The organism is Polaromonas sp. P1_H6, from assembly GCF_056405195.1.
In genome coordinates this window covers 1-20,612 of sequence record NZ_JBFUCN010000009.1, presented here as the reverse complement: position 1 = coordinate 20,612, position 20,612 = coordinate 1, and the positions used below count along the sequence as shown (strand labels likewise).

Annotated in this window: 16 protein-coding genes and 1 tRNA gene; all 17 read right to left on the bottom strand. The window is 63.1% G+C overall.

Translation table 11 applies throughout. The features are described from left to right. Positions 1–71: 71 nt before the first annotated feature. On the bottom strand, positions 72–2,396 hold the full coding sequence (locus AC1D1F_RS10425) for a sensor histidine kinase (protein ID WP_477675354.1): 2,325 nt from the start codon (positions 2,394–2,396) through the stop codon (positions 72–74). Continuing rightward, a complete protein-coding gene (locus AC1D1F_RS10420) occupies positions 2,393–3,067 on the bottom strand; it encodes a DUF4390 domain-containing protein (protein WP_477696230.1) in 675 nt (224 codons plus the stop codon). The genes AC1D1F_RS10425 and AC1D1F_RS10420 overlap by 4 nt, the downstream gene beginning before the upstream one ends. Then, positions 3,048–4,385, bottom strand: coding sequence for a 16S rRNA (cytosine(967)-C(5))-methyltransferase RsmB (rsmB, locus tag AC1D1F_RS10415; RefSeq protein ID WP_477696231.1), 1,338 nt, complete (start codon positions 4,383–4,385; stop codon positions 3,048–3,050). Before rsmB ends, AC1D1F_RS10420 begins: the two co-directional genes overlap by 20 nt. A 115-nt stretch (positions 4,386–4,500) precedes the next feature. Continuing rightward, entirely contained in the window at positions 4,501–5,823 is a 1,323-nt protein-coding gene (locus tag AC1D1F_RS10410) for an FCSD flavin-binding domain-containing protein (protein WP_477700716.1), read from the bottom strand. A gap of 14 nt (positions 5,824–5,837) precedes the next feature. Continuing rightward, positions 5,838–6,161, bottom strand: a complete 324-nt coding sequence (locus AC1D1F_RS10405; RefSeq protein ID WP_477677347.1) for a c-type cytochrome — start codon at positions 6,159–6,161, stop codon at positions 5,838–5,840. A 168-nt stretch (positions 6,162–6,329) separates the two neighbouring features. Beyond that, positions 6,330–7,331, bottom strand: coding sequence for a M48 family metalloprotease (locus AC1D1F_RS10400; protein WP_477677348.1), 1,002 nt, complete (start codon positions 7,329–7,331; stop codon positions 6,330–6,332). 39 nt (positions 7,332–7,370) lie between these two features. Further along, positions 7,371–7,964, bottom strand: coding sequence for a LemA family protein (locus AC1D1F_RS10395; protein WP_477677349.1), 594 nt, complete (start codon positions 7,962–7,964; stop codon positions 7,371–7,373). Positions 7,965–8,167: 203 nt separating this feature from the next. Further along, positions 8,168–12,391, bottom strand: a complete 4,224-nt coding sequence (rpoC, locus tag AC1D1F_RS10390) for a DNA-directed RNA polymerase subunit beta' (RefSeq protein ID WP_477696233.1) — start codon at positions 12,389–12,391, stop codon at positions 8,168–8,170. A 27-nt stretch (positions 12,392–12,418) separates the two neighbouring features. Next, on the bottom strand, positions 12,419–16,531 hold the full coding sequence (rpoB, locus tag AC1D1F_RS10385) for a DNA-directed RNA polymerase subunit beta (protein WP_477696234.1): 4,113 nt from the start codon (positions 16,529–16,531) through the stop codon (positions 12,419–12,421). 255 nt (positions 16,532–16,786) lie between these two features. Then, positions 16,787–17,164 carry a 50S ribosomal protein L7/L12 gene (gene rplL / locus AC1D1F_RS10380; protein ID WP_122955013.1) on the bottom strand — a complete coding sequence of 126 codons (378 nt, stop codon included), beginning with the start codon at positions 17,162–17,164 and terminating at the stop codon, positions 16,787–16,789. Positions 17,165–17,190: 26 nt separating this feature from the next. Next, positions 17,191–17,721 carry a 50S ribosomal protein L10 gene (gene rplJ / locus AC1D1F_RS10375; RefSeq protein WP_477700715.1) on the bottom strand — a complete coding sequence of 177 codons (531 nt, stop codon included), beginning with the start codon at positions 17,719–17,721 and terminating at the stop codon, positions 17,191–17,193. Positions 17,722–17,990: 269 nt separating this feature from the next. Continuing rightward, positions 17,991–18,686, bottom strand: a complete 696-nt coding sequence (gene rplA, locus AC1D1F_RS10370; protein ID WP_477678878.1) for a 50S ribosomal protein L1 — start codon at positions 18,684–18,686, stop codon at positions 17,991–17,993. Continuing rightward, on the bottom strand, positions 18,683–19,117 hold the full coding sequence (gene rplK, locus AC1D1F_RS10365; protein ID WP_007871338.1) for a 50S ribosomal protein L11: 435 nt from the start codon (positions 19,115–19,117) through the stop codon (positions 18,683–18,685). The genes rplA and rplK overlap by 4 nt, the downstream gene beginning before the upstream one ends. 143 nt (positions 19,118–19,260) lie before the next feature. Continuing rightward, on the bottom strand, positions 19,261–19,788 hold the full coding sequence (gene nusG / locus AC1D1F_RS10360; protein WP_228778638.1) for a transcription termination/antitermination protein NusG: 528 nt from the start codon (positions 19,786–19,788) through the stop codon (positions 19,261–19,263). A gap of 68 nt (positions 19,789–19,856) precedes the next feature. Next, positions 19,857–20,240: a preprotein translocase subunit SecE gene (gene secE / locus AC1D1F_RS10355; RefSeq protein ID WP_477655119.1), complete on the bottom strand. Its 384-nt coding sequence runs from the start codon at positions 20,238–20,240 to the stop codon at positions 19,857–19,859. 133 nt (positions 20,241–20,373) lie between these two features. Beyond that, a tRNA-Trp gene (locus tag AC1D1F_RS10350) sits at positions 20,374–20,449 on the bottom strand. A 17-nt stretch (positions 20,450–20,466) separates the two neighbouring features. Beyond that, the coding region (locus AC1D1F_RS10345) for an EF-Tu C-terminal domain-related protein (protein ID WP_477680957.1) at positions 20,467–20,612 on the bottom strand (146 nt) is incomplete at its 5' end.

The following is a 20,612-nucleotide window of genomic DNA, read 5'->3' as shown; positions in this document are numbered from 1 at the left end:
ATTGAATTGCTGCCTGCCTGTTGTTGCGATGCCGTGCGGATCTCGAAATCGAAGTGTTACTGAATGTGTTGTTATGCCACAACTGCAAATGATAACGACACTTGCGCCCCTTGCACCGCGCCGTCCAAAACCCGGTTGGAAATATCGATGCGCGCGCCGTGTTCGTCGGCGATTTTTTTGACCACCGCCAGCCCCAGCCCGGTGCCCTTGACCTTGGTGGTGACGTAGGGCTCGAAGGCGCGTTTGAGGATGTGCTCGGGAAAGCCGGTGCCCCTGTCGCGCACGCTCAGGCGCACGCGCCTGGAGGTCTCGGAGTATTCGGTCTTGAGCGTGACGCGCGCGCCCTCTTTGCCCTCCTGGGCATCCTGCGCATTCTGCAGCAGGTTGTGGATGACCTGGCGCAGCTGCTGGGCATCGCCCTGGATCAGCGGGGCCTTGGGGTCGAGTTCGGTGACGACGGGCACGGCGGCGGCGGCATCGCTGCGCCGGCCGCCATGGCCGTCGCTGTGGCTGTCGTGCAGGTAGAGCTGCATCACGTCGTTGACCAGGGCATTGAGGTCCACGGGCTTGAGTTCGGCGGCCGGCAGCCGGGCGTAGTCGCGGAACTCATTGACCAGCCGCTTCATCGCGTCGACCTGGTCGACGATGGTCTTGACGGATTTGGTGAGCAGCTGCTGTTCGGCCTCGCCCACCTTGCCGGTGAGTTTCATTTCAAGGCGTTCGGCCGACAGCTGTATCGGCGTGAGCGGGTTCTTGATTTCGTGCGCCAGCCTGCGCGCCACCTCGCCCCAGGCCTGAGCGCGCTGGGCCGAGACCATTTCGGAAATATCGTCGAACACCAGCAGGAATTCCTCAGTGCCGGGCATCCTGGCGCCACGCGCGATCAGCGTGATGGCATTGTCGGGCGCGCCGGGCATGGCCGCGTTGAGTTCAAACGACTGCTGCCAGTGCTCCTGCGCATGCGGCGCCCCGTCGCTGAGGTAGTCGGCGAACTGGGCCAGCACGTCTTTGGCGAACACGCCCAGGCCCGGCACCTCGCCAAGCGACTTGCCGTGGTAAGCCGCCAGCGGCGCGCGCAGGATGCGCGTGGCGCCCGGGTTGCTGGACTGGATGCTGCCGCGCACGTCGAGCACGATGACGCCGGCCGTCAGGTTGTCCAGGATGGTCTGCAGGTTGGCGCGTGCCGCGTCGACCTGGCTCATGCTTCGCTGCACCGCGGAACGGGCATCGGCCAGTTGCTGTGTCATGTCGGCAAAAGAGCGCGTAAGCCCGCCGAGTTCGTCCTTGCCTTGCAGCGCTGCCTTGGGCGTGAGGTCGCCCTGCGCCACCTGACGCACGCCTTCGGCCAGCACCAGCAGCGGCTTGGCCAGCTGGTTGCCCAGCAGCACCGCCAGCAGCACCGCGCCGAACACGGCGAGGAACAGGCTGAGCGTGAGTGTGCCTATGTACATCTTGCGCAGGCCGCCGCGCGCCAGCGCGCGTTCCTGGTATTCGCGGTTGGCCTCCTGCACGGCAACAGCGTTGGCCACCAGGCCTTCGGGCAGCAGCTGGCTCACCTGCAAAAAGCGGGCATCGCCCAGCACGGCCACATTGGGGTTGTTGACCACGGCGATGGCTTTGATGCGCGGCGCGCTGCCGGCGTTGACCGCCGGACCAGCCGCGCCCGCCGCCAGTTCGCCGTTGCCGGCGGACACCACCTCGTCCAGCCCTTCGATCTGCGTGACGACACGCTGCGTGCGCGCGCTGCGCAGCTGCTGTACCGAGGGGCGCTCGGGTTTGAGCAGGAAGCGCGATTCCCCGGCGCTGGCGATCACCTGGCCCGAGGGGCTCCAGAGCACCACGTCGCTGGCCTGCAGCTGGTCGCGCAGGCGCTCCAGTGCCAGCCCCGCCATGGCATCGGGCGTTTCGGCGATCTGCGTGGCGGCCTGCCGCGTCTTGTTGCCGAGGTCCGCCGCCAGCGTGTCCAGCGTGGCGCGGCCCAGGTTCAGGCCTGCCGCCAGGGCGCCCTCCACTTCCACGTCGAACCAGCTTTCAATGGAACGCGAAACGAACTGGTAGGACACCACGTAAATCATCAGGCCCGGCATCAGGCCGACCAGCGCGAAGATGGCCGCTAGCTTGACCAGCAGGCGGCTGCCGAAGCGGCCGCGGCGCAACCGCAACAGCAGCCGCGCGACGATCCAGCCGATCACCAGCAGCAGCAGGCCGGCGACCGCGATATTGAGCATCAGCAGCAGCGCGTAGTTGCGTTCGTAGAGTTCGCGGTTACCGGTGGCCTGCGTCAGCAGAAACATCAGCACCAGGCCCAGCGCCACGATGGCGCCTATGCCGACGCCGACCGTCCAGCGAAAGGCTTTGCTGCTTTTGAGGGACCCGCCGCTGACCTGCAGGTTCACTTGGTGGCCTCGGTGCCTGGGGCTGCGGGGGCCTGGGGCGCTGCGGGCTCCAGCCTGAGCCGCTCCTTGATCTGCGCGGAAATATTCCAGTCCCGCTGGCCGGCTACACCGATCTGGAACGGCCGGGGCAATTGGGACAGGTCGAGCCGGAAACTGAAATCCAGCTTGTAGGAGGCATCCGGGTCCACGTCGCCGGCTTCCGCGATCTTCCAGCGGGCCACGCGCTGGATAGCCGACAAGGCCTCGGACAGGGTTTCGTAATTCTGGTTCAGGGTGGCCCGCAGGCCGGAGGAGCTGGTGATCAGTCCTGACGCGATGTTGACGCGCCAGCGCCGGGTCAGCGGCTGGTAGGCCAGGCGTATGGTGCGGGCGGTGCTGGCCACGCGCGGATCGGTCCAGTACCAGCGGTCGCGGTAGATGTCGGCTTCGACCACAAAAAACATCGGAATGCCCTTAAGCAGGGCGTCTTCCACCACCAGCGGGAGGTCGAAGCGGACCAGGGCGGACAGGTGGACGCCGTCTTCGCCGCGCTCCACGCGCAGCTGGGTGATCTCGGTGGCCGAGGCCAGCCCGGGCGCCCAGGCCAGCAGCACACAAAGGCAAGCCCCCCACAGCCAGCGCGCAGCGGCATGCCCCAGGCGCCGGCCGTTGTCAGCGGTCGCTTTTTTCAAGGAGTGCGTAATAAAAACCGTCGTGCTCACGCATCAAATTGTCCGGGAAGACCGTCGCTTCCACGCCACTTTGCGGGAGCAAATGCCCCGGTGAGGGCCTTAATAGAGCGTCGGTGTGGTGCGTAAGAAACGTTTGTATCTGGTTGTCGCCTTCCGCGCGAAAAACCGAGCAAGTGCAGTACAGCAGGCGCCCGCCGGGTTTGAGCAGCGGCCACAGCGTCTGGAGCAGCTTGGCCTGGATGGCGGCCAGCTGGGCGATGTCGGTGGGCCGGCGCAGCCAGCGCACGTCGGGGTGGCGCCGCACGATGCCGGAAGCGGTGCAGGGAGCGTCCAGCAGGATGCCGTCGTACTGCCGGCCATCCCACCAGCCGTCCGGCTCGCTGGCGTCGCCCACGCGAATCTGGGCCTGCAACCCCAGGCGTAGCAGGTTCTGTCCGACGCGCTCGCAACGACGCGCGTCAATGTCGAGCGCGGTCACTTCACAGTCGGCGATTTCCAGCAAGTGGGCGGTTTTGCCGCCCGGGGCGGCACAGGCGTCGAGGATGTTGAGCCGGGTGCCGCCCCCGTCCGGAGCGGCCAGTCCTTCCAGCAGCAAGGGCGCCGCCAGCTGCGCGGCGGCATCCTGCACCGAAAAATGCCCCTCGGCAAAGCCGGGCAGGCCGGTCACCGGGCGCGCGGCCGCCAGGATCACGCCATATTGCCCCACCGGGGCAGCGTCGATCTGCACCGCCGCCAGTGCCTGCAGGTAACCGGCCTGCGTCGTCTTGCGTTCGTTGACGCGCAGGATCAGCGGTGCGCGGCTGTTGTTGGCCTGCAGGACGGCCTGCCACTCCCCGGGATGGTCCTTGCGCACCCGGTCTATCCACCATTGCGGGTGGTTCCAGACGGCCTGGGGGCTTTTCTCAGTACGTGCCACCAGCTCGTCGCGTTCGCGCAGAAAACGGCGCAGGCAGCCGTTGATGAAACTGGCCTGGTGCTGCGTGGCGTCGCCGCGCTTGGCGGCCTCCACAGCCTGGTCTACAAGGGTATGGGCGGTGTAGGGCGCATCGTGCTCGGTCCAAATCAGAGCCAGGGCCACGCACAACAAGGCGTCGGCCTCGGGCGGCGGTGGGCGGCGGGCCAGTTGCTGGCGCAAGGCCTCGGCGCGGCCCAGCCAGCGCAGCGTGTGAAAGCCCAGCGACTGCACGCCGGGCCGCAGCGCGGCATCAACGTCTTCGAGCGCAGCGGTCATGGACTGGCCGTCGCGCACGGCCATCAGCAGGGAAGCAGCCCCTTGCAGCTGGCGCCACAAAGGGACTTGGGTCGGGTTGTCTTGCATCGATTCCGTGGGGCCGGCTTTTGGGAAGCCAGCCGTAAAACCGTTCAGGAGCGAACGGCGAATAGCTGTATTAGACCAGCCTCGCCGCTACCGGTCTGAGCCCCCGCCGGGACGTTCAGGCCAGGGTATCTGCCCAGATATTGCTGGCCCAATTCAATGCGTAGACGCCCTCCAGCTCGGTGGGGCCCGTGCTGACGCCCCCGGAGCCGGCGACGGCCTTGAAGGTTTTCTCGGCGGCCACGTATTCATGCACGCTGGCCACATGGATCACGTTCTTGTTGTCGACAAAGCTGTAGCAGGTGTTGGTCAGCATGGGAGCCGGATTGACGTCCCAGCCCGAAAGCTGCGCCACGATGGCGGCGGCCGCCACCTTGCCGTGGTTGTTGGCCATGTGCCCGCTCTTGGGCATGGCCGGCGCCACCTGAATGGAATCGCCGAGCACATGCACGTCTTTGGCGGCGGTGGATTCGAAGGTCAGGTAATTGACGCCGCACCAGCGATTGTTGGCCTGGTTGTTGAGGCCTGCCTGCATGGCGATGGTGCCGGCGCGCATCGCGGGGAGCACATTGAGCACGTTGGCCTTGACGTCGTCCTGCACATCGAACTTGATGATGCCGGTCTTCGCATCCACCGCCGTGGCCTTGTGCTGGCCGCGGTATTCGACGATGCCCTTGTACTGCTCGGCCCAGACCTTCTTGAACAGCGGCCCCTTGGAGGTGACGTCGGGGTTGGCATCCAGGATCAGCACCTTGCTGCGTGGCTTGGCCGCCTTGAAATAGCCGGCGATGACCGAGGCGCGCTCATAAGGGCCGGGCGGGCAGCGGTAAGGTGCCTCGGGGATCGTGATGGCGTAAACGCCGCCGTCGGGCATGGCCTCCAGCTGGCGGCGCAGCGCCACGGTTTCCGCACCGGCCTTCCAGGCCTGCAGCACCCGGCCGGAGGCGTTGGCCTCCTTGAGGCCATCAATGCTGCCGAACATCAGCTCCACGCCGGGCGAGACCACCAGCTTGTCGTAGGCAATGGTGGCGCCGCCGGCCAGCGTGACGGTTTTCTTCGCGGTGTCGATGGCGCTCGCGTAGTCCTTCACCACCGTGATGCCGTGTGCGCGCGACAGGCCTGCGTAGGAAGTGGTGAGATCGGATAGCTGCTTACCGCCGCTGAGCACCAGATTGGAAATGGGGCAGGAAATAAACACATCCTGCGGCTCGATCAGCACCACGTCGATTTTGTGGTCGGACAGCAGGCGCACATACTTGGCGGCGGTGGCGCCGCCGTAACCGCCGCCTATCACCACGACCTTGGCCTTGGACGGCACGGAAGTGCTGGCGCAACCGGCCAAGCCCAGCAAACTCAGGGCGGCCGTGGATTGCAGGAAGGAGCGGCGCTTGAAGCCGGCGAGTGAAGCAGAAGCGAAACCGGATTGAAGAAGCGTGTTCATGGTGTTCTTTCCCCTTACTTCTTTTGTGCGGCAAAGTAGCCGGCCAGCGCTTCGACCTGCGCATCGTTGAAGCCCTTGCTGATCTGGTGCATCACGGTGGCCGGCCGTGCGCCGGTCTTGAAGGCGCTCATCTGCGCGACGATGTAGCTTTTATCCAGGCCGGCCAGCGAAGTGACCTGGGAACCCTGCACCACCTTGCCGTCGGTGCCGTGGCAGTTGGCGCAGGTGGCGGCCAGGCTCCGCGTGTAGAGCGCCTCCTTGCTTTGCGCCTGGGCGAGGGGGCCGAGTGCCAGGCACAGCAAGGGCACGGCGAGTTTAGCGAGGTGTGGGGTTCTCATGGGGCCTCCAGGCGGTTTCAGACTTTGGTTTTTCTTGATCTGACAATTTAACGCGGTGCCCTTGGCACCCTATAGGGAGTATCCAGTACTTCGGTGCGCCGCGTCACCCCCGGCATTCGAACCATTGGTGATTTGCTTGGCACCAATTCATCGTTGATGGCGCTGCGTTCAAAAGATCGCGTCAGGCCGCGTCGGCAGTTCATCCCGCATCGACAGTGCCCCCATGGGCCGGCCGTAGATCTGGAAGATGCGCTCCGCAAGCGGCGGGTGGCTGGCGAACCAGCTGCCCCGGTCGCGGGCATCGACCAGCAGCATGTGCTGCACCGCCGGGTGCAGGCTGCGCGCCGGCGCCATGCCCTGCTCCTCTTCGCCGGCCACCTTGCGCAGCACGCCGCCCAGGCCTTCCCGGCTGCGCGTGAACTGCACGGCACGCGCATCGGCCAGGAACTCGCGCTGGCGCGAGATCGCCGCCTTGAGCGCACGCCCCGCCAGCCAGCCCAGCGATCCGGTGACGAGGATGGGGAACCCGGGCAAGGCAAGAAAGGAACGCTGGCCGTTCTCGTCGGCACCGCACATGCTGCGGCCCAGGCTGAAGATCATCTCCAGCCCGAACACCATGCCCGCCAGCCGCATGTTCAAACGTGTGTCGCCTTCGCGCAGGTGGCTCAGTTCATGGGCCACCAGGCCCTGGAGTTCGTCGCGCGTGAGCTTGTCGAGCGCGCCTTGCGTGACGGCAATGACCGCGTCGTCCTCGCCCCAGCCCGCGGCGAAAGCATTGATCGCGTCCAGGCGCGGCAGCACCATGGCCAGGGGCGGCTTCATGCTCGCAGCAATGGCCAGCTCACTCACGATGTTGCTGAGCTTTTGCTCGGCTTCCCGGCTGGCGGGCCAGGCCTCGCGGGCTCCGACGCGGCGCGCCAGCGCCTCGCCGCCGCTGCTCAGGGCCGAGGTCTCCAGCCACCAGCCGCCCAGCACGAACAACAGGGTCACCGAGGTATTGACGGTAAAAAAGTAGCCCGGGTAGCCGCTGAAGCCCGGCGTCACCAGCCGCCAGGCCAGTGCCAGCGCCCCATTGACGGCCAGCAGCAGGGCGACCAGGGTCAGGCCGAAGAGCAGCAGCAGCCGCAGGGTCTGGGCACGGGCGGTTTCCTGCCGTTCAAAGAAGCGCATCAGGCCCGAGCCGGCAATAAACAAACCATCTTGCCGCCACTACATTTGAATACGGACAGCCTGGCGTTCAGTCGCATTCTCGGTCGCGCGCAACATGGCGGAAGGCGCGAAGCCAAAAGTGCGGGCGATCAGCACAGCCGGGAACTGGCCCTGCGCGTTGTTGTAATCCAGCACCGCGTCGTTATAAGCCTGGCGCGCGAAGCCGACCTTGTTTTCGGTGCTCGTGAGTTCTTCACTGAGTTCGCGTATGGTCTGGTCGGCCTTGAGTTCGGGGTAGGCCTCGGCCACGGCGAAGAGGCGGCCCAGGCTGCCTTCGAGCGCCTGCTCGGCGACGGCCAGCGCGGTCACGGCCACAGCGTTGGCGGGCCGGCTGCGCACCGCATCACTGGCGCTGCGCGCCTGGTTGCGCGCCAGCGTCACGGCTTCCAGCGTGCTTTGCTCGTGCTGCAGGTATTTCTTGGCGGCTTCCACCAGGTTGGGAATCAGGTCATAGCGGCGCTTGAGCTGCACGTCGATCTGGCCGAAGGCATTGGCAATGATGTTCTTGAGCCGCACCAGCCGGTTGTAGGCGCCCACGGCCCAGAAGACCAGCAAGGCAAACACGACGATGAGGACAAGCGTGCTGAGGGACATGGGATTCCTTGATGCTGAAGAACACCGGCAGGAGAGGATCCCGGCCGGCGGCTGCCGCGAGGTTAACTGCTTTTGGGCCGGATCGGCAAGCCGGCCCTTTCCCCGGTGTGGCGGCCACGCGGCAAGCGCCCAAAAAAAAGCCCCACACCTTTGCGGGTGCGGGGCCGGGCGCCTTTCAGGGCGCGGGGAGCGTGTCAGCCGGCTTACTCGGAAGCGGCGCTGTCGCCACCACCGGTTTCAGCCGCGGCGGGCATCGCCTCCAGTTCGGCGGCTTCAGCTTCGGCGATGGCGCGGCGCTCGGCGTCGTCCATCTGGTCCTTGGCTTTGCGTGCCTCGTGGTAGGCCATGCCGGTGCCGGCGGGGATCAGGCGGCCGACGATCACGTTCTCTTTCAGGCCGCGCAGCTCGTCGCGCTTGCCCATGATGGCAGCCTCGGTGAGCACGCGGGTGGTTTCCTGGAAGGAAGCCGCGGAGATGAACGAATCGGTCGACAGCGAAGCCTTGGTGATACCGAGCAACAGGTTGCTGAAGGTGGCCGGGACCTTGCCGTCGGCGCGCAGCGCGTCGTTGGCGTCCAGCATGGCGGAACGCTCAACCTGCTCGCCGGCGATGTAGCTGGAATCGCCGACGTTTTCAACGACCACGCGGCGCAGCATCTGGCGAACAATCACTTCGATGTGCTTGTCGTTGATCTTCACGCCCTGCAGGCGGTAAACGTCCTGCACTTCGTCGACGATGTAGCGGGCCAGCTCTTCCATGCCCAGCAGGCGCAGGATGTCTTGCGGGTCGGCCGGGCCGTCCACAATCGATTCGCCCTTGTTGACCACCTGGCCTTCGTGCACCAGGATGTTCTTTTCCTTGGGGACCAGGTCTTCCCAGACCTTGCCTTCGGGATCGGTGATCTGCAGGCGAACCTTGCCTTTGGTCTCTTTACCGAAGGACACGGTACCGGTCATCTCGGCCAGCGTGCCCTTGTCTTTCGGCGTACGGGCTTCGAAGAGCTCGGCGACGCGCGGCAGACCGCCGGTAATGTCGCGGGTCTTCTGGCCTTCGATCGGGATACGGGCCAGCACTTCGCCGGGGCCCACGTCCTGGCCGTCGCGCACCTGGACCAGCGCGCCCACCTGGAAGCCGATGGTCACCGAGTGATCGGTGCCAGGGATCTTGACTTCGTGGCCGGCGGCGTCGATCAGCTTGACCTGCGGACGGATCACCTTCGTGGCGCCGCGGCGTTTCGGATCGATCACCACCAGGGTGGACAGGCCCGTCACATCGTCAACCTGCTTGGCAACCGTCACGCCTTCTTCCACATTCTCGAAGGCCACCTTGCCGGCGAACTCGGTAATGATGGGGCGCGTCAGCGGGTCCCAGTTGGCCAGGATGGCGCCGGCCTTGATCGTCTGGTCGGCTTTCACCGCCAGAATCGCGCCGTACGGCACCTTGTGGCGCTCGCGCTCGCGGCCGTGCTCGTCATGGATGACGATCTCGCCGGAACGGGCAATCACAACCAGTTCGCCCTTGCTGTTGGTCACATAGCGCATCGGTGCGTTGAAACCGATCACGCCGTTGGACTTGGCTTCGACGCTGGAGGCGATGGCCGCGCGCGATGCGGCGCCGCCGATGTGGAAGGTCCGCATCGTCAGCTGGGTGCCGGGCTCGCCGATCGACTGGGCGGCGATGATACCGACCGCTTCGCCGATGTTGATCAGGCCGCCACGGCCCAGATCGCGGCCATAGCACTTGGCGCACAGGCCGAAACGGGTTTCGCAGGTCAGTGCAGTACGCACTTTGACTTCGTCCACACCGGCTGCTTCGAGCTCTTCGATCAGGTCTTCGTCCAGCATGACGCCGGCCTTGGCCAGGACCGAGCGGTTCTCGGGGTGCAGCACGTCTTCCACCGCGGTGCGGCCGAGGATACGGTCGCGCAGCGATTCGATGACTTCACCGCCTTCAACGATGGCGCGCATGAGCGAGCCTTCTTGCGTGCCGCAGTCGTCTTGCGTGACCACCAGATCCTGCACCACGTCGCACAGGCGGCGCGTGAGGTAACCGGAGTTGGCGGTTTTCAGCGCCGTGTCGGCCAGGCCCTTACGGGCGCCGTGGGTGGAGATGAAGTACTCCAGCACGTTCAGACCTTCTCGGAAGTTGGCGGTAATCGGCGTTTCGATGATGGAGCCGTCAGGCTTGGCCATCAAACCGCGCATACCGGCGACCTGGCGAATCTGCGCCGCGGAACCGCGGGCACCGGAGTCGGCCATCATGTAGATGGAGTTGAAGGATTCCTGCTCGACTTCCTTGCCGTTGCGGTCGATGACGCGCTCCTTGGAGAGCTGGGCCATCATCACCTTGGACACTTCGTCGCCGGACTTGCCCCAGATGTCGACCACCTTGTTGTAGCGCTCGCCGGAGGTCACCAGGCCCGAGACATACTGCTGCTCGATCTCTTTGACTTCCTTCTGGGCGCGCGCAATGATGGCCGGCTTTTCCTTGGGGATCAGCATGTCGTCGATGCAAATCGAGATGCCGGCCTTGGTCGCCAGGCGGAAGCCCGACTGCAGCAGCTTGTCGGCGAACACCACGGTCTCTTTCAATCCGCACTTGCGGAAAGACACGTTGATGAGCTTGGAGATTTCCTTCTTCTTCAACGCCTTGTTGATGTTGGAGAAAGGCAGGCCCTTGGGCAGGATCTCGGACAGCAGCGCGCGGCCGCCGGTGGTTTCCCACAGCTTGGTCGACGGCACGAATTCGCCGGTGGCTTTGTCTTTGGTGTACTCGGTCAGGCGCACGCTGATGCGGGCGTTCAGGTCGAGTTCACCCGCGTCGAACGCGCGGCGGACTTCGCCGGTGTCCGAGAACACCAGGCCTTCGCCCTTGCCGTTGGTACGGTCGCGGGTCGTGTAGTAGAGACCCAGCACAACGTCCTGCGAAGGAACGATGGAGGGCTCGCCGTTGGCGGGGAACAAGATGTTGTTCGAAGCCAGCATCAGGGTGCGGGCTTCCATCTGCGCTTCCACCGACAGCGGCACGTGGACGGCCATCTGGTCGCCGTCGAAGTCGGCGTTGAAGGCCGAGCAGACGAGCGGGTGCAGCTGGATGGCCTTGCCTTCGATCAGGATGGGCTCAAAGGCCTGGATGCCGAGGCGGTGCAGCGTGGGCGCACGGTTCAGCATCACGGGGTGTTCCTTGATGACCTCTTCCAGGATGTCCCAGACCACCGGCGTGCCGGATTCGACTTCCTTCTTGGCGGCCTTGATGGTCGTGGCGATGCCACGGCTTTCGAGCTGCGCAAAGATGAAAGGCTTGAACAGTTCCAGCGCCATCAGCTTGGGCAGGCCGCACTGGTGCAGCTTGAGCGTCGGGCCCACGGTGATCACGGAACGGCCGGAGTAGTCGACGCGTTTGCCCAGCAAGTTCTGGCGGAAACGGCCCGACTTGCCCTTGATCATGTCGGCGAGAGACTTCAGCGCGCGCTTGTTGGCGCCCGTCATGGCCTTGCCGCGGCGGCCGTTGTCCAGCAGCGAGTCGACGGCTTCCTGCAGCATGCGCTTTTCATTGCGCGCGATGATTTCAGGAGCCTTCAGTTCCAGCAGGCGGCGCAGGCGGCTGTTGCGGTTGATGACGCGGCGGTACAGGTCGTTCAGGTCGGAGGTCGCGAAGCGGCCGCCGTCCAGCGGCACCAGCGGACGCAGGTCCGGCGGCAGCACGGGCAGCACGTCGAGCACCATCCAGCCCGGCTTGATGCCGGACTTCTTGAACGCTTCCATCAATTTCAAGCGCTTGGCGTTTTTCTTGATCTTGATTTCGGAACCGGTCAGGTCGTTGCGCAGCTTGTCGATTTCGACGTCCAGGTCCAGCCCTTCGAGCAGGTCCTTGATGCCTTCGGCGCCCATCTTGGCGGTGTACTCGTCACCGTATTCCTTGCGCTTGGCGTCGTAATCGTCTTCCGACATGATGCTGAATTTCTTCAGCGGGGTCATGCCGGGGTCGGTCACCACGTATGCTTCAAAGTAGAGCACGCGTTCGATGTCGCGCAGCGTCATGTCGAGCACCAGGCCCAGACGCGAAGGCAGCGACTTCAGGAACCAGATGTGCGCGCACGGTGCGGCCAGGTCGATGTGACCCATGCGCTCGCGGCGGACCTTGGTCTGCGTGACTTCAACGCCGCACTTCTCGCAAATGACACCGCGGTGCTTGAGGCGCTTGTACTTGCCGCACAGGCATTCGTAGTCCTTGATGGGGCCAAAAATCTTGGCGCAAAAAAGACCGTCGCGCTCGGGCTTGAAGGTGCGGTAGTTGATGGTTTCAGGCTTCTTGACTTCGCCGAAAGACCACGAACGGATCTTCTCGGGCGAGGCCATGCCGATCTTGATGGCATCGAAATGCTCATCCGGCGTGAATTGCTTGAACAGGTCGAGTAATGATTTCATGAGTTAAATCCTTTTCTTTCCTGTTGATTAGCTGCGTTCCAGCTCGATGTCGATACCGAGCGAACGGATTTCCTTGACCAGCACGTTGAACGACTCGGGCATGCCGGCCGTGATCGCGTGCTCGCCCTTGACGATGCTCTCGTACACCTTGGTACGGCCCTGCACGTCGTCGGACTTGACGGTGAGCATTTCCTGCAGCGTGTAGGCGGCGCCGTAGGCTTCCAGCGCCCAGACCTCCATCTCGCCGAAACGCTGTCCACCGAACTGCGCCTTGCCGCCCAGGGGCTGCTGCGTGACCAGGCTGTAGGGGCCGGTCGAACGGGCGTGCATCTTGTCGTCCACCAGATGGTGAAGTTTCAGGACGTGCATGTAGCCGACCGTCGTCGTGCGCTCGAACTGGTCGCCCGTGCGCCCGTCGTACAGCTGGGCCTGGGTGCGCGTCGCCGTCAGGCCCTTGGCCTTGGCGATGTCGTCCGGGTAGGCCAGCTTGAGCATGGTCATGATGTCTTCTTCCGAAGCACCGTCGAACACTGGCGTCGCGAACGGCACGCCGGTGGCCAGGTTGCTGGCCATCTCGAGCACGTCGGTGTCCGACAGCTTGGCCAGGTCTTCGGTGCGGCCGGACTTGTTGTACAGCGTGTCCATGAACTTGCGCAGCTCGGCCACCTTGGCTTCGGCTTGCAGCATGTCGCCGATACGCTGGCCCAGACCCTTGGCGGCCCAGCCCAGGTGGACTTCAAGCACCTGGCCCACGTTCATGCGCGAAGGCACGCCCAGCGGGTTCAGCACGATGTCGCACGGCGTGCCGTCGGCCATGTAGGGCATGTCTTCGACCGGAACGATCTTGGACACCACACCCTTGTTGCCGTGGCGGCCGGCCATCTTGTCGCCGGGTTGCAGGCGGCGCTTGACGGCCAGGTAAACCTTGACCATCTTCAGCACGCCGGCCGGCAGTTCGTCGCCCTGCGTGAGCTTCTTGCGCTTTTCTTCGAAAGCCAGGTCGAAGCTGTGGCGCGTCTGCTCCATGGCGTTCTTCACGCTTTCCAGCTGCGAAGCCACATCGTCGTCCGCCGGGCGGATGTCGAACCAGTGGTACTTCTCGACGTCGGCCAGGTAGGCCTTGTCGATCTTGCTGCCCTTGGCGAGCTTCTTCGGCCCGCCGTTGGCGACCTTGCCGACCAGCATCTTTTCGATACGGTCGAACGCGTCGGCTTCCACGATGCGCAACTGGTCGTTCAGGTCCAGGCGGAAACGCTTGAGCTCGTCGTCGATGATCTGCTGGGCGCGCTTGTCGCGAACAATGCCTTCACGGGTGAAGACCTGCACGTCGATGACGGTGCCTTGCGAACCCTGGCTCACACGCAGCGAGGTGTCTTTCACGTCGCTGGCTTTTTCGCCGAAGATGGCGCGCAGCAGTTTTTCTTCCGGCGTCAGCGTGGTCTCGCCCTTGGGCGTGACCTTGCCGACCAGCGTGTCGCCCGGCTGGACTTCAGCACCGACATAAATAATGCCGGACTCGTCAAGGCGGTTGAGCTGCTGCTCGGACAGGTTGGGAATGTCGCGCGTGATTTCTTCGGAGCCCAGCTTGGTATCGCGGGCCATCACCACGAGTTCTTCGATGTGAATCGAGGTGTAGCGGTCTTCGGCCACCACACGCTCGGAGATCAGGATCGAATCCTCGAAGTTGTAGCCGTTCCAGGGCATGAAAGCCACCAGCATGTTCTGGCCCAGGGCCAGCTCGCCGATGTCCGTCGATGCGCCGTCGGCGATCACATCACCCTTGGCCAGCTTGTCGCCCATCTTGACGATGGGGCGCTGGTGGATGTTGGTGTTCTGGTTGGAACGCTGGTACTTGATCAGGTTGTAGATGTCCACGCCGACTTCGCCGGCCAGGGCTTCCGCATCATTGACGCGCACCACGATGCGGGTGGCATCGACGTAATCGACAACACCGCCGCGATTGGCCGTCACCACGGTTCCGGAGTCGACCGCGGAAACGCGCTCGATGCCGGTGCCGACGAAGGCCTTCTCGGGACGCAGTACAGGCACAGCCTGGCGCTGCATGTTGGCGCCCATCAGCGCGCGGTTGGCGTCATCGTGCTCCAGGAAAGGCACGAGGGAAGCCGCCACCGAGACGATCTGCGCAGGGGACACGTCCATGTACTGGATGCGCTCGGCGCCGACCAGCACGGATTCGCCGTTTTCACGGGCGGACACCAGGTCGCCGGTCAGCTTGCCGGACTCGTCCAGCAGGGCATTGGCCTGGGCGATCACGTACTTGCCTTCTTCGATGGCCGACAGGTAGTCGATCTGGTCGGTGATCTTGCTGTCCACCACACGGCGGTACGGGGTTTCGATGAAACCGTACTCGTTGAGGCGGGCGTACAAGGCCAGCGAGTTGATCAGGCCGATGTTCGGGCCTTCGGGCGTTTCAATCGGGCAGACGCGGCCGTAATGGGTCACGTGCACGTCGCGCACTTCGAAACCGGCGCGTTCGCGGGTTAAGCCGCCCGGGCCAAGGGCCGAAACACGGCGCTTGTGGGTGATCTCGGACAGCGGATTCGTCTGGTCCATGAACTGCGACAGCTGCGATGCGCCGAAGAATTCTTTCAGGGCGGCGGAGATCGGCTTGCTGTTGATCAGGTCGTGCGGCATCAGCGGCTCTTGCTCGGCCTGGCCGAGGCGCTCTTTCACGGCCTTTTCGATACGCGCCAGGCCGGTGCGGTACTGGTTTTCGGCGAGTTCGCCGACACAGCGGACGCGGCGGTTGCCGAGGTGATCGATGTCATCGACTTCGCCGTTGCCGTTGCGCAGGTCGACCAGGATTTTGACCACGGCGAGGATGTCCTCGTTGGTCATGACCATGGGGCCGGTGGAGGAGTCGCGGCCGACGCGGGCGTTGAACTTCATGCGGCCCACGCGCGACAGGTCGTAGGTGTCCGGGTTGTAGAACAGGCGCTGGAACAGGGCCTGCACCGCGTCTTCCGTCGGCGGCTCGCCGGGGCGCATCATGCGGTAGATCGCCACGCGCGCGGCGAACTCGTCGGCCGTTTCATCGGCGCGCAGGGTTTGCGAGATGTACGCGCCCTGGTCGAGTTCGTTGGTGTACAGCACCTGCAGGTCCTGCACGCCGGCCACGCGCAGCTTCTTCAGCAGCACTTCGGTCAGTTCGTCATTGGCCTTGGCGATGATTTCGCCGGTTTCGGCGTCAACGATGTTCTTGGCGACCACGCGGCCGACCAGGAAGTCTTCCGGCACGCTGATGGTGGTGGTGTTGCTTTGCTCGAGTTCGCGGGTGTGGCGAACCGTGATGCGCTTGTCCTTGGCGACGACGACCTTGCCGTTCTTGTCGGTGATGTCGAAGCGGGCCACTTCACCGCGCATGCGCTCGGCGACGAATTCCATCTGCGCGCCGCTGTCCATCAGGCGGAAGTTGTCGAACACGAAGAAGTTCGCGAGGATGGATTCCGGGTTCAGGCCGATAGCCTTGAGCAGGATGGTGACCGGCATCTTGCGGCGGCGGTCGACGCGAAAGTACAGCACGTCCTTCGGGTCGAACTCGAAGTCGAGCCAGGAACCGCGGTAGGGGATGATACGAGCCGAGAACAGCAGCTTGCCCGAGCTGTGGGTTTTGCCCTTGTCGTGTTCAAAGAACACGCCGGGGGAGCGGTGCAGCTGGGACACGATCACGCGTTCGGTCCCGTTGATCACAAAGGAGCCCTTGTCGGTCATGAGCGGCACTTCGCCCATATAGACTTCCTGCTCTTTCACTTCCTTGACCACCTTGGACTGCGACGTGGATGATTCGCGGTCATAAATGATCAGCTGCACCTTGGCGCGCACGGCCGAGGCGAATGTGAGTCCACGGGTCTGGCACTCGCGCACGTCGAAGGCGGGCTTGGCCAGGTTGTACTCGATGAACTTCATCTCGACAAAACCATTGTGCGAGACGATGGGGAATGCGTTGTCAAACGCTGCCTGCAGGCCTTCGATGGTGCGCTTCTGGGGGGCACGGTCGGCTTGCAGGAACGCTGTGTACGCGTCTTTCTGCATTTGCAGCAAATAGGGAACAGTCAACACGCTTTCGCGGTTGCCGAAGCTTTTGCGGATGCGTTTACGTTCGGTGTAGGAATAGGCCATGAGTTCTCCGCGTTGATGGGCTCTGGCGACTCTCGTGCCCAAATACACCACGTATTCAGGCAGCTTGGTGGTTGGCCACTACCAACCATGGCGGACGGTGACGCATTGCACGTCACCCGAACCAAGGCGTTTTCTGCAGTCGGGGTCAGAAAACACTGGAAAGCAGACGGTTAAGTCTGCTTTTCGGTGTGCTCCTTGAAACACGAAAGGCTGGAAGCCCGACTACGGTCTTCCAGCCTTCTCGAACACCAAGAATTACTTGAGTTCGACTTTCGCGCCGGCTTCTTCGAGCTTCTTCTTCGCAGCTTCTGCGTCGGCCTTTGGAGCGCCTTCCTTGACGTTCTTCGGAGCGCCGTCCACCAGGTCCTTGGCTTCTTTCAGGCCCAGACCGGTGATTTCGCGCACGGCCTTGATGACCGACACCTTGTTTGCGCCAGCTTCGAGCAGCACGACGTTGAAGTCGGTCTTCTCTTCAGCGGCAGCAGCGGCACCGCCGCCGCCAGCAGCAGCGGGAGCAGCCATTGCGGCAGCGCTCACGCCAAATTTCTCTTCGATGGATTTCACCAGTTCGTTGAGTTCGAGGACCGTCATGCTATCCAGCGCGGTCAAAAATGCGTCTTTATCGAATGCCATTTTGATTTCCTAAAAAAGTTGGGTAATTACGCTGCTACAGGTTCAGCTGCTGCAGGGGCTTCGGCTTCGCCGCCGCCCTTTTTCGCCGCCAGGGCGCCCAGCACAACGGCCGTACGCGAAATTGGCGACATCAGCAAGCCACACACCTGGGCCAGCAACACTTCCTTGGAAGGGATGTTGGCCAGTTGCTTCACGCCGTTCACGTCCAGGGTCTTGCCACCGAATGCACCACCGCGAATGACCAGCTTGTCGTTGGTCTTGGCGAAGTCAGATACCACTTTCGCGGCAGCTACTGCATCGGTAGAAAAGCCGTAGATCAGCGGACCGGTCATCTGGTCGGACACGACTTCGAATGCACTGCCGGCCACTGCTCGGCGAGCCAGAGTGTTCTTCAGAACACTCAGGGTCACGCCTTTGTCGCGGGCCTGGCTGCGCAGACGGGTCATGTCAGCGACCGTGATACCACGGTATTCCGCCATCACGAGCGTTTGAGCTTTAGCGGCGAGGCCAGTCACTTCATCAATGACGGCTTGTTTCTCACTGCGGTTGAGACTCAAGGTCTACTCCTTAAAAATGTGCCGTCGGGTGTAAGCCTGCTTGCGCAGGCTGCCTGCCCTTCAACACGCTCATGTTCAGCGACCAACTGTTTTCAGATTCTTTGCAAAACCATTCAAGCAGCGGGACCGCCATCTGCGTTGGCTGTCTTTCGATTAAGCGGCAAGCCCAAAAAGCCCACCGCGCCAACGGTCTTGGATGACCTGCCGGAGCGAACCCCGGCAGCCCACCACATCGGGCAACCCTTGCGGGGCCGCCCAAATTTTCGCGATTACGCTGCGATGGTTTGCGTGTCGACGCGAACGCCCACACCCATCGTGGACGAAACCGCCACTTTCTTCAAATACACACCCTTGCTCGAAGCCGGCTTGGCCTTTTGCAGCGCATCGATCAATGCAGCCAGGTTGCCCTGCAGCTTGTCGGTGTCGAACGAGCGGCGGCCGATGGTGCCGTGCACGATACCGGCCTTGTCGACGCGGAACTGGACCTGGCCGGCTTTTGCGTTGCGCACAGCCTGGGCGACGTCCGGCGTCACGGTGCCGACCTTGGGGTTGGGCATCAGGCCGCGGGGGCCGAGCACCTGGCCCAGGGTACCCACGATGCGCATGGCATCGGGGGAAGCAATCACCACGTCGAAGTCCATCTTGCCAGCCTTGATTTCGGCGGCCAGATCGTCCATGCCGACGATGTCGGCGCCGGCGGCCTTGGCTTCTTCAGCCTTGGCGCCTTGGGCAAACACGGCCACACGCTTGGTCTTGCCGGTGCCGTTAGGCAGCACGACCGCGCCGCGAACGACCTGGTCGGATTTCTTGGCGTCGATGCCGAGCTGCACAGCCACGTCGATGGACTCATCGAACTTGGCGACGGCGAACTCTTTCACAAGGCCCAGGGCCTCGGGCAGCGTGTACAGCTTGTTGCTGTCGATTTTGTCGCCGATGGTTTTTTGGCGCTTGGTCAGCTTGCTCATACAACACCCTCCACCGACACACCCATGGAACGGGCCGTGCCAGCAATAGTACGAACTGCAGCGTCGAGGTCAGCAGCCGTCATGTCTTTCATTTTGGTCTTGGCGATTTCTTCCAGCTGTGCGCGGGAAATCTTGCCGACCTTCACCGTGTGCGGCGTGGAAGAACCCTTGTCGAGCTTGATGGCCTTCTTGATCAGGACGCCTGCGGGAGGCGTCTTGATGACGAAGGTAAAGCTCTTGTCGGCAAATGCCGTGATCACCACAGGCAGCGGCAGACCGGGCTCGACACCCTGGGTCTGCGCATTGAATGCCTTGCAGAATTCCATGATATTCAGGCCACGCTGACCGAGCGCAGGGCCGATCGGGGGGGACGGGTTGGCCTTACCAGCTGGCACTTGCAGCTTGATAAAGCCGACGATTTTTTTCGCCATACTTTTCTCCTTGCGGGTCATAACGCCTGGGCGCCGCCGCTAGGGCAGGCCCGGGCTCCCCGGGGGTTACACAACTCAAAAACAGCCCTTGAGGACCGTTTCGCGCCGAGTTGCAAGGCGCGAAATTAAATACCAAACCGAAATTACGTTTTTTCGATCTGGCTGAATTCCAGTTCCACCGGCGTGGCGCGACCGAAAATCGTGACCGACACACGCACTTTGTTCTTGTCGTAGTTGACTTCTTCCACCGTGCCGTTGAAGTCGGTGAACGGGCCATCCTTGACGCGGACATATTCGCCCGTCTCAAATTCGACCTTGTGGCGCGGCTTCTCGGTGCCGACCTGCATCTGGCTGACGATCTTCTGGACGTCTTCCTCGGAAATCGGAGCCGGGCGGTTCTTGGCGCCGCCGACAAAGCCGGTGACCTTGTTGGTGTGCTTCACCAGGTGCCAAGTTTCATCGTCCATGACCATTTCGACCAGGACGTAACCAGGAAAGAAGCGGCGTTCCGTCGTTTTCTTCTGACCGTTCTTGATTTCGACCACTTCTTCGGTGGGCACCAGGAAACGGCCGAACTTGGACTGCATGCCCGCGCGGTTGATGCGTTCGACGATATTGCGTTCGACCGCTTTTTCCATGCCGGAATAGGCATGGACGACATACCACTGCATGCCTGGCGTCGGCGTGAGGGACGTACCCGCCGCCACTTCGCTGACTACCGTGCCATTCAGATCGCTCATTATCGTTTCCATCCCAAGAGCAGGTCGTAAAACACCCATTCGAGCGTCTTGTCCGTAAACCACAAAAACAGCGCCATGATCACCACAAAACCGAACACATAAGCCGTCATCTGGATGGCCTCCCTGCGGGCCGGCCAGACGACTTTTTTGACTTCGCGCCATGAATCGCGGCCGAAAGCCACGAACTGCTTACCCGGCTCGGACAGCATGAACACCGCCACGGCCGCCACCAGCCCCGCAATCAGGGCAGCCCACTGGACCACTTGACCTTGCTTGGCCAGCAGGTAAAAGCCCACCAGGGAGGCCAGCACCAGAGCAACGGCCGCGCCCAGCTTGGCCTTGTCGGCGCTGGTACTGACGGTTTCAACTTGAGAAGTGGCCATGGTTGGCGGATTTCCTGTTCAATCTTCGGGCGTCTTTCCAGACGCTTAAGCCCACCTGGGGTTTTGACCCCCGGCGGGCTTGCTTTTTAACTTTTCAAACCACCTTCAGCGTCGACACACATCAACCATCAGGTGGCAGGGGCAGTAGGAATCGAACCTACAACCTTCGGTTTTGGAGACCGACGCTCTGCCAATTGAGCTATACCCCTCCATCAAACCTTGCAAATTACGCAATGATCTTGGCAACGACGCCGGCGCCGACGGTCTTGCCGCCTTCGCGGATGGCGAAACGCAGGCCTTCTTCCATGGCGATCGGGTTGATCAGCTTGACGGTGATCGACACGTTATCGCCTGGCATGACCATTTCCTTGC

What these genes read in the sequence shown, in the direction of transcription:
- rplL (WP_122955013.1), bottom strand. Translation starts at nt 17,164, where the DNA reads ATGGCATTCGATAAAGACGCATTTTTGACCGCGCTGGATAGCATGACG.
- AC1D1F_RS10410 (WP_477700716.1), bottom strand. Translation starts at nt 5,823, where the DNA reads ATGAACACGCTTCTTCAATCCGGTTTCGCTTCTGCTTCACTCGCCGGC.
- rpoC (WP_477696233.1), bottom strand. Translation starts at nt 12,391, where the DNA reads ATGAAATCATTACTCGACCTGTTCAAGCAATTCACGCCGGATGAGCAT.
- rsmB (WP_477696231.1), bottom strand. Translation starts at nt 4,385, where the DNA reads ATGCAAGACAACCCGACCCAAGTCCCTTTGTGGCGCCAGCTGCAAGGG.
- rplK (WP_007871338.1), bottom strand. Translation starts at nt 19,117, where the DNA reads ATGGCGAAAAAAATCGTCGGCTTTATCAAGCTGCAAGTGCCAGCTGGT.
- secE (WP_477655119.1), bottom strand. Translation starts at nt 20,240, where the DNA reads ATGGCCACTTCTCAAGTTGAAACCGTCAGTACCAGCGCCGACAAGGCC.
- rpoB (WP_477696234.1), bottom strand. Translation starts at nt 16,531, where the DNA reads ATGGCCTATTCCTACACCGAACGTAAACGCATCCGCAAAAGCTTCGGC.
- AC1D1F_RS10395 (WP_477677349.1), bottom strand. Translation starts at nt 7,964, where the DNA reads ATGTCCCTCAGCACGCTTGTCCTCATCGTCGTGTTTGCCTTGCTGGTC.
- rplA (WP_477678878.1), bottom strand. Translation starts at nt 18,686, where the DNA reads ATGAGCAAGCTGACCAAGCGCCAAAAAACCATCGGCGACAAAATCGAC.
- AC1D1F_RS10405 (WP_477677347.1), bottom strand. Translation starts at nt 6,161, where the DNA reads ATGAGAACCCCACACCTCGCTAAACTCGCCGTGCCCTTGCTGTGCCTG.
- AC1D1F_RS10400 (WP_477677348.1), bottom strand. Translation starts at nt 7,331, where the DNA reads ATGCGCTTCTTTGAACGGCAGGAAACCGCCCGTGCCCAGACCCTGCGG.
- nusG (WP_228778638.1), bottom strand. Translation starts at nt 19,788, where the DNA reads ATGCAGTGGTATGTCGTCCATGCCTATTCCGGCATGGAAAAAGCGGTC.